The organism is Streptomyces sp. CB00455, assembly GCF_001905445.1.
GTDB lineage: Bacteria > Actinomycetota > Actinomycetes > Streptomycetales > Streptomycetaceae > Streptomyces.
Window position 1 is genome coordinate 19,985 of record NZ_LIVQ01000018.1, and the last position, 10,783, is coordinate 30,767.

12 protein-coding genes and 3 pseudogenes are annotated in these 10,783 nt (G+C 68.6%); 9 read left to right on the forward strand and 6 right to left on the reverse strand.

Annotation, left to right across the window (positions count from 1 at the left end):
• Positions 1 to 68 precede the first annotated feature (68 nt).
• Entirely contained in the window at positions 69 to 293 is a 225-nt protein-coding gene (locus tag AMK16_RS36485) for a hypothetical protein (RefSeq protein WP_158071284.1), read from the reverse strand.
• A 457-nt stretch (positions 294 to 750) separates the two neighbouring features.
• Between AMK16_RS36485 and AMK16_RS36490 the strand changes: the two genes are divergently transcribed.
• From AMK16_RS36490 to AMK16_RS36500, 4 genes and pseudogenes are all read left to right on the forward strand, one after another.
• Positions 751 to 1,062: a hypothetical protein gene (locus AMK16_RS36490; RefSeq protein ID WP_158071285.1), complete on the forward strand. Its 312-nt coding sequence runs from the start codon at positions 751 to 753 to the stop codon at positions 1,060 to 1,062.
• An 88-nt stretch (positions 1,063 to 1,150) separates the two neighbouring features.
• Positions 1,151 to 1,489, forward strand: a complete 339-nt coding sequence (locus AMK16_RS33820; protein WP_242439066.1) for a DUF11 domain-containing protein — start codon at positions 1,151 to 1,153, stop codon at positions 1,487 to 1,489.
• A gap of 92 nt (positions 1,490 to 1,581) precedes the next feature.
• Positions 1,582 to 1,647, forward strand: a pseudogene (locus AMK16_RS38730) (hypothetical protein); the annotation flags it as partial.
• 55 nt (positions 1,648 to 1,702) lie between these two features.
• The gene (locus AMK16_RS36500) at positions 1,703 to 1,954 is read left to right on the forward strand and encodes a profilin family protein (RefSeq protein ID WP_073921168.1); all 252 of its coding nucleotides are present in this window, start codon (positions 1,703 to 1,705) and stop codon (positions 1,952 to 1,954) included.
• 210 nt (positions 1,955 to 2,164) lie between these two features.
• On the opposite strand, the pseudogene AMK16_RS33835 reads toward AMK16_RS36500, so the two are convergent.
• A pseudogene (locus AMK16_RS33835) lies at positions 2,165 to 2,379 on the reverse strand (helicase associated domain-containing protein); the annotation flags it as partial.
• 41 nt (positions 2,380 to 2,420) lie between these two features.
• Here AMK16_RS33835 and AMK16_RS33840 point away from each other — a divergent pair.
• Positions 2,421 to 3,014, forward strand: coding sequence for a hypothetical protein (locus tag AMK16_RS33840; protein WP_073921169.1), 594 nt, complete (start codon positions 2,421 to 2,423; stop codon positions 3,012 to 3,014).
• An 8-nt stretch (positions 3,015 to 3,022) separates the two neighbouring features.
• Here AMK16_RS33840 and AMK16_RS38735 read toward each other — a convergent pair whose 3' ends face one another.
• The 3 genes from AMK16_RS38735 to AMK16_RS37980 form a co-directional block, all read right to left on the reverse strand.
• Positions 3,023 to 3,295 (reverse strand): SH3 domain-containing protein, encoded by a 273-nt coding sequence (locus AMK16_RS38735; RefSeq protein WP_107417321.1) that lies wholly within the window; start codon positions 3,293 to 3,295, stop codon positions 3,023 to 3,025.
• A 150-nt stretch (positions 3,296 to 3,445) separates the two neighbouring features.
• The gene (locus AMK16_RS33850; protein ID WP_073921170.1) at positions 3,446 to 3,673 is read right to left on the reverse strand and encodes a hypothetical protein; all 228 of its coding nucleotides are present in this window, start codon (positions 3,671 to 3,673) and stop codon (positions 3,446 to 3,448) included.
• 23 nt (positions 3,674 to 3,696) lie between these two features.
• On the reverse strand, positions 3,697 to 3,834 hold the full coding sequence (locus AMK16_RS37980) for a DUF6233 domain-containing protein (RefSeq protein ID WP_242439067.1): 138 nt from the start codon (positions 3,832 to 3,834) through the stop codon (positions 3,697 to 3,699).
• 248 nt (positions 3,835 to 4,082) lie between these two features.
• Between AMK16_RS37980 and AMK16_RS33860 the strand changes: the two genes are divergently transcribed.
• From AMK16_RS33860 to AMK16_RS33870, 3 genes are all read left to right on the forward strand, one after another.
• Positions 4,083 to 5,126: a tyrosine-type recombinase/integrase gene (locus AMK16_RS33860; RefSeq protein WP_242439068.1), complete on the forward strand. Its 1,044-nt coding sequence runs from the start codon at positions 4,083 to 4,085 to the stop codon at positions 5,124 to 5,126.
• A complete protein-coding gene (locus AMK16_RS33865; protein ID WP_242439069.1) occupies positions 5,119 to 7,458 on the forward strand; it encodes a tyrosine-type recombinase/integrase in 2,340 nt (779 codons plus the stop codon). The genes AMK16_RS33860 and AMK16_RS33865 overlap by 8 nt, the downstream gene beginning before the upstream one ends.
• A 1,008-nt stretch (positions 7,459 to 8,466) precedes the next feature.
• Positions 8,467 to 9,495 carry an ATP-dependent DNA ligase gene (locus AMK16_RS33870; RefSeq protein ID WP_073921176.1) on the forward strand — a complete coding sequence of 343 codons (1,029 nt, stop codon included), beginning with the start codon at positions 8,467 to 8,469 and terminating at the stop codon, positions 9,493 to 9,495.
• Here AMK16_RS33870 and AMK16_RS38740 read toward each other — a convergent pair.
• A complete protein-coding gene (locus AMK16_RS38740) occupies positions 9,419 to 9,610 on the reverse strand; it encodes a DUF6233 domain-containing protein (RefSeq protein WP_443333637.1) in 192 nt (63 codons plus the stop codon). The genes AMK16_RS33870 and AMK16_RS38740 overlap by 77 nt on opposite strands.
• 221 nt (positions 9,611 to 9,831) lie before the next feature.
• On the opposite strand from AMK16_RS38740, the pseudogene AMK16_RS33880 reads away from it, so the two are divergent.
• Positions 9,832 to 10,783 (forward strand): annotated as a pseudogene (locus AMK16_RS33880) (profilin); the annotation flags it as partial.

Genomic DNA, 10,783 nt, shown 5'->3' on the forward strand with positions numbered 1-10,783 from the left:
CTTACGGGGAGGAAGAAACGCCCTACTCGTCGCAGCAGGCCGCGACGAGTAGGGCGAGTGGGCCAGCCTCAGGCCGTTGCTCCCGTAGCCGGACTCGGCACCGTCCAGGACTGTGAGCGCCGCACGGACCAGGCGGAACGTCGGCCGTATCCCAGCAGCGCGGGAAGAATCATCAGCAGCGAAGGGGCCTGCGAAGGGGTGAAAATCAGGATCACGCCCGCGAAAACGATGGCGATAAACGGCATCAACTGCACGTTGACACATTTGTCGATGACCTTGGAGGACTGGGCCACCCTCAGAGTGGGCATGCTACGGTCGAAACCGCTGCTCAGAGCCATGTAGCGCTCGGCAGGCTCTCGGATAACGGACATAGCGCTCCCTTGTTCGAGACGGTGAGAGGAGAGCCCCTGTCATAGGTTGACGGCCGGGCAGGGGCCTCCGAATTCGAGACAGTAATCGGTCGGGAAGCACCCGAAGCTGCGGTCGACAAGAGAACCTCAGACGCGGCAGAACGAGTCACTAAAGCATCAAGATGAACATCAAAAATGCTCAACGCCGATCAAGTGGGAGAGTCGGCTCCGCAAGGCCACCGCCGTCGGCAAGCACCGCCACCGAGGGACGATCCGCCCATCAGGCATATCGCATGCCGACCTTGGAGAGCTGCTCGACCCGCTCCGGGGCCAGCGTCCCGGCCCGGCGACACTGGTTATCGACCCACACTCCGAGCTTCAGCGCCACGTCCCGCTGCGCGTGGTCGTCGAGGAGGAAGGCCGGTGGAACCTGGTACTCCCGCTTCCGAAGGTGACGCTGTGCAGCGACAGCAAGCCGCTCCGCCGCCGCCGCGACGCCGTCCTCGCCCGCCGGGCGGAGCGGGCGCGGGCCCAGCAGGAGGAGTACCCGGAGCAGCTGCGCCGAGCGGCCGCGCAGAAGCGAGCCGAGCACGAAGCCGCCCGGCCGGTCTGCGCCGGCTGCGGGACGAAGTTCGACAACGACCGATGGGAGAACACCAGGCTCTCCCCGGAGCCGGGCCCTCGGTGGGATCCGAACCCCCGCCGGGACTAGCCCGGTCACCACGGCCGGCCAGTACATCTACCTGGCAGCCGCGGACATCGACGTCAACCTGGCCGCGCAACCCCACCTGGGCATCCTGGTGCCCTACCTGACCTATACCCTCACCGCCCACAACACCGGGCCCGCCGCCGTCACCTCCGCGACCCTCACCGCGAAACTTCCCACAGGCGCCTCCGCGACGAACTTGTCCACCGGCTGCACCGCCGCCGCCACCACGGTCACCTGCACCTACGGGACCATCGCCAACGGCGCGAGCGTGAACAAAACCTTCCGCGTACCGCTGCACCTGCTGACCCTGGGTCCGGTCAAGGCCACCGGGCTGCGCACCACCTCAGCGCCTAGCGACCCCAACCCGGCCGACGACAGCGCGTCCGTCACCTGCACCGCCATCTCCATCGTGCTCGTCACCTGCCCCTGACCAGCACCAGCAGGTGATCATGTGCTGTGCCCTGATAGCTGCCTCCCTCCGCCGGACCCGAACCGGCGGAGGGCAACCGAGAGGACTCGCATATGTCGTGGCAGGACTTTGTGAACAACGATCTGGTGGGGACCGGAAAGGTGCGGCAGGGGGCGATCATCGGGTTCGACGGCAACATGTGGGCGGCCAGCCCCAACTTCCGTTTCCTGGCCGGTGAGGGCCGCGATCGTCAAGCTCTGCAGTACGCCCGAGAACTACCCGGCCGGCGTCGTCGTCGGAGTGAGGTACCTGGGCGCCAAGGGCGACATCCGCAGCGTCGTCGCCAGGAAGAGTGCCACCGGCGTCATCCACGCCAAGACGAAGCAGGCCGTCGTCATCGGCCGGTACGACGAGTCGCAGAATCCCGGGGAGGCGCAACTGACCGTCGAGAAGCTGGCCGACTACCTCATAGCGAACGGCACCTGACCGGACCAGCAACACGGCGCGCGTTTCGCTCCTGACCTGCGATGATGCCCCGACGGAGGTCCTCTGGCATCTGTGTTGCACCTCGCGTTGCAGGCCCGAGCCCCTGTCCGGGCAGAGACTGACAGCACGAAGCCCCCGGGCGACGACGCCCGGGGCCTCACGGTTGGACTTTGCTTGACCGTCCGGATCAACGACCGGCCGCGGCAGGTGTCACACCCAGTCCACGCCCAGCTCCCGCAGGGCGGCGTGCTGGTCGGGGGTGAGTTTGTCGCGTCGGCTTTTGGCGTGGGAGATCCATACGCCGAGTTTCACGGTCACCGTCTCCGTCTCGCCCTCGAAGGTGATCTCCTCGCCGTGGCTCTCGGGACGGGCCGGTGGGCGCCTTCCCGTTCGACCCACTGCGTGAGCGCCGCCAGCCCCCGCTGGCGCCCGCGCAGTCGAGCCGGCCTTCCCGAGCCCGTGGCTCATGATCGTGTGCCCGGACGGGACCGTGCTCGACGTCGCCACCCACCCCGACCCGCCCGCCGCCACGATCCCGGGGCCGGCCCGCACCGAGGTTCCTCCGCTTCACTCGCCTTACCCGGATGTGCCGCCGCTTGGGGAGGATTGGGGGGACCCGCTCCCCGACCCCTTCCATGTGGACTACGACCGGCTACGGGATGCCGCGGGGGCCGGGGACCTCGCGGAGGCGATCGGGATTGCCTACCGGCTGGAGCAGCGGCTGACCGATGAGTTCGGCGCGTCGCACCCGCACACCGTCAACCTGCTCACGGTGCGTTCCTGGCTGACGGTCTGCCGCCGGACAGACCCGGCGGAGACCCTCAGCCTCCTTGTCCTCACTGCTCACCGCAGGTGGCGGGCGGGTGCGAAGCCAGTGGAGGTCACCTACCGGACCGCCGCCAACGCCTTCGTCCTGTGGCACCAGCTGGCGGACGCCGACCCCGGTTCAGCGCCCCGGTGGGCCGGCCCAGTGCTGGATGTGATGACTCTGCTCGGGTGGGGGAACCGGTCCCAAGTCGTGCGGGAGTGGAAGGCCAAGCATCCGGTACCCACTGGATGACGGGCCCGTCAGCTACCGTCCAGCCGCATGCAGGCGTGCGGCTGGAGGTGCTTGGTCACCCACCCGGTAGCCCCCGCCTTGAGCCCGGTCTCAGACGTGCCATCCAAAGAGACCTGGTAGAAGCGGCCGGACTCTTTGAGGATCCGCACCGTGTCCTTCGGAGTCAGGATGCCGACTGCCAGGGCCCCTGCGGTCGGCTTGGTGCGTAGCTTGAGGTTGGTAGTACCCGCAGCTGTTCCATTCGGCCGGGGCGGACACAGCCGCGGGGGCGGCCGTTGCAGGGGTACCGATGGCGGGGAGCGTGGCCAGTGCCAGCAGGGCCGTGGAGATCACAGTTCGTCGCATGTCCGCACAAGCGCGAGACGCTCCCCAGCGTCACGGGACACCGGACGAGATCACCCGTCCGTGCCACGTGGCCCGCGCTGCTGCGCTCACTCCTCGCCGGTGTCCGGGGCCCAGACAGCCGGCCCGCCGCCGCGCCACTCGATGAGCAGCGGGTCGTCCAGGCGGACGACGTCGGGGTCCAGGCCGGCCCGCCGCAGGAACTCCAGCAGGTCGGCGGGGCCGAGGGCGCGGCCGAGGATCTCCCCGTCGCAGCGCACCCGGCGGCCGCCCTGGGCGTCCGGCGGATAGACGACCACACGCGGGGCAGGGCTCATTCCTTCACCCTGCCGGTGCCCGCTCACTCCAGCACTCCGAGAGCGGTGTCGGGCCGGCAGTGGATGCACGCGGGCACGCCCTCGGTTAGCAGCCGCCGTATCTGCTCGGAGGTGGCGGGGGCGCAGCGGTTGCCGGTGTCCCAGCACTCCCCGGTGTGCACGCGGGCCGGAAGCCGGCCGCCTCCGATTCCGCGCTCGATCAGCCACGCGGGCGGTTCCTTCGGCGGCCGCCGGGATGCGGCGAGGGCCTCGCGCTCTTCGGCCGTGGCAAGGGCCTGCTCGGCTCGGCCGAGTTCGCCGCGTAGGTAGGTAGAAGTTACGTGGAATCAGCTTGGATGATCCTGTCTGCCAAGCAGCCACGGACCTGGGAGGCGCCTTGCAGAGCACAAGTATCGGACGGAAGTGGCCTGTGTTAGCCCGTCATGATCACGCAACGAGTTGGCTCCAGGCCTGGAGCGACCTTGGACGGGCGCCCCGAACGATCGACGCATATGCGCGCGGGTTAGCGGAGTACCTCCTGCTCTGCGAGCGGGAGCAGATTGACCCGGTGACCGCGAAACGCTCCCATGTGGCTGTGTATGTGCGGGAACTTTCTGCCCGACCGCACCACCGTGGGGCGAACGTCATCTCACTCGACTCGGGGTCCGGGCTGGCGAATGCGACGATCCAGCAGCGTCTGGTGGCGGTCCGTCTCTTCTACGACTTCCTTGTGGAAGAGGGGCTGCGCCAGTCCAATCCGGTCGGGCGTGGTCGCTATGTCCCTGGCCGGCGTCGGAGCGGCGGCCTCCAGCAGGGACTGTTTCCTCGCCTGACCAAGTTGCCGTGGATTCCGAGCGATGACCAGTGGCTCAGGGTGTTGGACGTCGCTCGGCGCGAGCCGGTCCGCAACCGCGTGATGCTGGCGTTGGCCTACGACGCTGCGCTTCGGCGGGAGGAGCTGTGCTCGCTTCGGACGGACGACATCGACCCGGCGCACCGGACGCTCCGGGTGCGGGCGGAGACGACCAAGAACCGGCTGGAGCGCGTGGTCCCGTACTCGGCACCGACCGGCGTGCTGTTGTCCAGTTACCTCGCCCACCGGGCGACGGTCAGCCGGGCCCGCGGACCATTGTTCCTTTCGGAGTCCCGCCGTAACCACGCACAGCCGCTGAGCTTGTGGACCTGGTCAAAGGTTGTCCGCCGCATCGCGCTGGAAGCTGAAGTCGAGCGGTTCTCCACGCACACAACCCGGCATCTCTGCCTGACGGATCTGGCGCGGATGGGCTGGGAGGTGCATGCGATTGCCACCTTCGCCGGCCATCGTCACACCGATTCCACACTCCGCTACATCCATCTCTCCGGCCGTGACCTCGCGGACAAGCTCAACCGGGGCATGCAGCACATCCATGCCTGGCGCATCCAGACGCTCACCAGTGAGCAGATGCCGACGACGGACGGAGTTGTCCATGGGTGACCCCGTACGTGTCGTCGGCGGCGAAGGGGGTGATCACGGTCGCTGGGTCTCGCCGCTTGCCGACAAACAGTACGACCGGACGCCTCTCGTGCTGGCCTCGGAGCAACGAGCGATCCATGAGCTGGGGCTGGGCAACCTGCGACGTCGCCGCGGCTACGACCGTCACGCGCCACAGTGGAGCGCCATCCAGCGGCTCCTGGCACCGCTGGATACGGTCAGCTCCAGTTTCAGCATCGCGCCTCGCACCCAGCATCACCTCTACCGAGGGTTGAACGACGCCGTCGCCGTGCTGTTGCTGCGATGCGCCCAGACAGGCCGGTCTTACTGGAGCTGGACGTCCCAGGAGTGGCTGGACCTGCTCGGTGACAGTCACGATGCCTTCCGCCGCAGCGTCCCTGCGTGGGCCGAAGGGGCGGTTCGCCCGTTCCTGTGCGCGCACGCCTTCCTCCTTGGTGACTTCGACGCATTCCACCGCCTGGGGTACTTTGGCCGGCGCACGCTGGCAGCCCGTCTCTTCGGGGAGGCCCAAGTGGACGCGGAGGTCGACAGGATTCGCCGTGTTCTCGTCGGCTGGGGCTACAAGTGCGGCAGGCGCGATGACCCGACCATCCCCGCCGTGGCCAGTCAGATGTTCCTGATCAACCGCAGTCCGCACCTTGAACACCTCGACACTGCGCTCTTTGATCGTGTCCGGGCCGGGTCCTATCTCACCGAGGAGGGCCTACGGGGACTACACCCGCTGCAACGGGCCGTTGCCCAGCTCGGCTACTGCGATCCACCGCAGGTGGGCCTCGCCAACAATCAGATCGTCGCTCTCGGGGTTCCCGAGGGGTGGAGGCGTTGGGTCGAACGCTGGTACCAGACTTCCACGCTCACGCTCAAGGTTCGCCGAGCCACGCGCTCCATCCTCTTCAAGACTGGGCGATGGCTCGCCATCGAGAGCCCAGGGGCCGCTGACCCCGGTCAATGGACCCGGCAGACCTGCGCTGCCTGGGTCGCGGCCGTTGACCGGATGAACGTGGGCGACTATGTCGAGCGGAACGTCAACCAGACGGAGCGGATCGGGAAGCCCCTGGCTGCCGCCTCGAAAGCCCACCTGCTCAGCGCTTTGAGGACTTTCTTCCGGGACTGTCAGGAGTGGGAGTGGCTGCCCCGGCGCTTCGATCCGCAGACGGCCCTCGTCGCACCCCGCAGCATCAAAGCAATGATCGGGCCCAATCCCCGCATCATCGCGGACGACATTTGGGCGAAGCTCATCTGGGCCGGCCTCAACCTGACTTCCGAGGACGTCCCCCGGAACGAAACCGGCTTCTATCCGGTCGAGCTGGTCCGAGCGGTCGCTGTGACCTGGCTGTTTTCCGGGCTGAGGAGCGATGAGATCGCCCGGCTGCGGGTGGGTTGTACTCGGTGGCAGCACGACGGGTCGGCCATCGCCAGCGACTCGCAGCAGGTCCTCGCACGCGACGCCGTCTGCCTCCTAGACGTGCCCGTACACAAGACCGGAACCGCGTTCTCCAAGCCGGTCGATCCCCTCCTCGGCCACGCAATCGCCGCCTGGCAGGCCATCCGACCGGAGCAGCCGAAGACCACCGACCGGCGTACAGGTGAGACGGTCACCCTGCTGTTCTCCTTCCGGGCCCGCGCGGTCTCCGGCGTCTACATCAACAACACCGTCATTCCGATGCTGTGCCGCAAGGCCGGAGTTCCCGCCGCCGACGTGCGTGGAAAGATCACCAGCCATCGCGCCCGCTCGACCATCGCGAGCCAGCTTTACAACGCCAAGGAACCGATGACGCTCTTCGAGCTCCAGGCGTGGCTGGGCCATCGGTCTCCGTCGTCCACCCAGCATTACGCGAAGATCAGCGCGAATACCCTCACCAGCGCTTATCGGGACGCCGGATACTTCGATCGCAACGTCCGCACGATTGAGGTCCTGGTCGACCGTGATGCGGTGACGTCCGGGGCGGCGGCTGATGGCGAACCGTGGCAGTACTACGACCTCGGACACGGCTTTTGCACGTACTCCTTCTTCGAGCAGTGCCCGCACCGGATGGCTTGCGCTCGCTGCGATTTCTACGCGCCGAAGACATCGAGCAAGGGTCAGCTCCTGGAAGCGAAGGAGAATCTTCAGAGGATGCTCGCGGCCATCCCTCTCACAGAGGAGGAAGAGGCCGCCGTCCACGACGGGCAGGCCGCACTGAACCGCCTCCTCGACCGCCTTGCAGACACCCCAACGCCGTCAGGCCAGATCCCTCGGCAGCTCGACGTACCGCCCACCGCGACGCTCCTGCCGATCGCTGAGGTCCGGCAGGGCAAAGCATCTCAAGCTTGACATTTCTGATTCCACAGAATGACCAGCGTCCGCAGCCGAGGCAGGTCGGGCGGCAGGACGGACACGGTTCAGCCCCCGTACTGCGCCCGCCGCGCGGCCTTACACGCCTCGCACAAGGAGTTGGCAGGGGCCCCGTACCTTGCACAGGGTGAACCGCACCGCGCGCATGGACCGGTCTGCGAGGGGGACCAGCTGGCGACCTGCGGTCTCGATGCGGGAGCCGGGGCGAGGGCGGGGAAGGTCATGGCACTGCTCCTCGGTGCGGGGGTCCCTCTATTCCATCATGTGTTCGATTTCCTGTGCGAGTCCTCACAGGTCAGCGGTATGTCTGGTGGCACAGCGAGGCAATGGCAGGGCTGGTGATGCCGTGGGCTGCACGGCACAGCTCCCTCATGTCTTCGGCCCCCGCCCCCGCCCCGGGCGCCGGCCGGGCCGGGCGGTGCGGCGCCGGGGTCTTCGGCCGTGCCTTCGCTCTGGGTTTTGCTGCGGGCTGCGTGGCCCGCTTCGGGGTGGCGGCCTGGCGGGGACGTTTCGTTCCTGGGGCCGTCCGGCGGGGCACGGTGTGCTGGCCCTCCCTGAATGCCTCGCGGGTCGCGGGGGCGGGTTGGTCGGCGCCGGCTGCACGGTCTGCCTCGGGAGCGCTGTCGGCCGGGGCGGTGGGCGTGGGCTCGGGCAGGGGAGAGAGGCAGTGCCAGCCCGGTGTCCGGCCGTGCGGGGCGCGGTTCGGCGGGTTGCTTGGGGTCCGTTGGCACCTCGGCGGAGGCTCCCGCGGGCCGGGGTGGGGGTGGGGTGGACGGTGACGCATCCGGAGGCCGCGAGCAGTGCGGCGAGGAGCAGGGGCAGGGACCAGCGGCGCATGCCGCCACCGTGCCGCACACGGGCCCCCAGGCGGCCCAGACGGCCCCGTTGCGCCCCTCGGATGGATGACCCGGCGGCCGCCGGGCCGGACCGTTTCGCGCCGGACTGGCCGACTCTGGAATGGGGGTGATGGCGAGGGAGGCCCCGGGGATGGTGCTCAGACCGCCGGTGGAGCCGATGCTGGCGCAGGCCGCCGAGGTGATGCCACCCGTTCGTCCGCTCACGTCTGGGGTGGCGTATGAGCAGAAGTTCGACGGGTACCGGGCGCTGGTGTTCACCCCGGCCGGGTCGGGTGGGCGGGTGCTGCTCCAGACCCGCCGCGGGTCTTTGGTCCAGGGTGCGTTCCCGGATCTCGTCGCGGCTGCCGAGCAGCTCCCGGACGGCCTGGTCCTCGATGGCGAACTCCTCGCGTGGGACGTGGAGGCCGGTGTCCTGTCGTTTGAGGGGTTGCAGCGTCGGGCTGCCGCCCGCGCCGGCGGCGCCTCCGCGCTGGCCGCGAGGCTGCCGGCCTTTTTCGTGGTGTTCGACGTCTTGCAGCTCGACGGCCGTGAGCTGCTCGACCTGCCCTACGTCGAGCGCCGCGCCCGCCTGGAATCCCTGTTCGCCAACCACGGCCTGACATCCCCGTGGACCCTGTGTCCGATGACCACGGATGCGGCCAAGGCCCGGGCGTGGCTGGAGTCGTGGACGGAGGTGTCCGGCGTCGAAGGCATCGTGGTCAAGCCCCTGACCAGCCGCTACCTGCCGGGCCACAGGGGGGCGTGGACCAAGGTCCGCCGACGGGACACCACCGAGGCGATCATCGGCGCCATCACCGGCACCCTCACCCGCCCGCAGCTCCTCGTCCTCGGCCGCCACGACCAGGACGGCCGGCTGCGGGCGGTCGGCCGCACGGTGCCGTTGCGCACGGAGGCGGCCCGCCTGGTCGCGGAGCACCTGACGGCGGCCGTACGCAGGCACCCGTGGGAGGGCGTCACGTTCGCCGCGACGTGGGGGAGCCGTGACGTCCTGGACGTGCGCTTGGTCCGTCCCGACCTGGTGGCGGAGATCAGCGCCGATCGGGCCGTGGACCGGGGCGGAGTATGGCGCCACCCGCTCCGCTTCAAACGGCTGCGCCTGGATGTGGGCGTGGGGGACGTTCCCCGGTTTGGGGAAGGCTCGGCCGCCGCGGCCGGCTGACCGGATTCGGCAGTGGAATGCAGGCGGGCACGCCCTCGGCCAGCAGGCACCGTATCTGCTCCGGGTCGGCGGGGGCGCAGCGGTTGCCGGTGTCCCAGCAGTCCCCGGCGTGCACGCGGGCCGGAAGCCGGCCGTTTCCGATGCCGCGCTCGATCAGCCACGCGGGCGGTCCTTCGGCGGCCGTCTGGACGCGGCGAGGGCCTCGACCGTCGTTGGCCTGATCGAGTGGTCGAGGCTAAAGCGGCCCTTGGGGGACGTCGCGGCGGCTCTGTGACCGACACCATCGGGTAGCCCTGCACCGTGCAGGAAGCACACCGTCAACGAAAGGGCGACAGCATGTCGTGGCAGAGTTATGTGGACACCCACCTTGTGGGCTCAGGCAAGATCAGCGAGGCCGCCATCGTCGGCCATGACGGCGCCGTATAGGCAGCCAGCTCGGGGTTTGACGTCTCGGCCGCCGAGGTCACGGATCTCGTGAAGGCCTTCGACGACCCGTCCGCCACCAGCTCCAACGGCCTCTACCTCGGCGGCAGCAAGTACTTCACCGTCCGAGCCACCGGCAGCAGCATCTACCTGAAGCTGAGCACGGACGGGGTTGTCGCCGTCAAAACGGGCCAGGCAATCATCATCGGTGCATACCGGGCGCCCATCCAGGCAGGAGAAGCGACCAAGGTCGTCGAAGATCTCGGCGACTACTTCAGGGGCGAGGGCTATCAGGGCACGTATGCCGTTGCTCTCCGAGCTCGTCGGTGTCCTTGGTGCGGCCCGGTCCCGAGGAGTCGCTCCGCTGCTTTGCGGCTGGTGTCTGAGCCGGCGCGGAAGCCGGTTTCCTGCCGCCCGCGCCTGGCGACATCGAAAGGATTCAGGAACGGGGCTGCTTCCGCTGGCCGCCTCGACCTTGGCTCGGCAGGCAGGGAAAAGCGCCTTCCCGCCGAAGCGCGGATCAGGCGGCGCTACGGTGCACAGATGCGCATGTATCTCTCCTCCTTCCGCACCGGTGACCACCCGGAGCGGATGCTGGCATTACTGGACAATCCCGCCGATGCAGGTGAGGTAGCGGTGATTGCCAACGCGATCGACGCCCTGTCGTGCATCGAGCGCCAAGCCGCAGTCGAGCGCGAACTCAGTGCACTTGCTGAGCTCGGCCTGCGGCCGGTCGAGTTGGATCTACGCGCATTTTTCGGCCGGCCCCCGACATACATCACCGCTGCTCTTGCCCGATTCCCTCTGATCTGGGTCCGCGGAGGCAACGTGTTCGTTCTGCGCCATGCATTGGCCCTCAGCGGCG

Coding starts and splice junctions, on each gene's coding strand:
- AMK16_RS33870 (WP_073921176.1), top strand. CDS start 8,467: ATGGTGCTCAGACCGCCGGTGGAGCCGATGCTGGCGCAGGCCGCCGAG.
- AMK16_RS33865 (WP_242439069.1), top strand. CDS start 5,119: ATGGGTGACCCCGTACGTGTCGTCGGCGGCGAAGGGGGTGATCACGGT.
- AMK16_RS33840 (WP_073921169.1), top strand. CDS start 2,421: ATGATCGTGTGCCCGGACGGGACCGTGCTCGACGTCGCCACCCACCCC.
- AMK16_RS33850 (WP_073921170.1), bottom strand. CDS start 3,673: ATGAGCCCTGCCCCGCGTGTGGTCGTCTATCCGCCGGACGCCCAGGGC.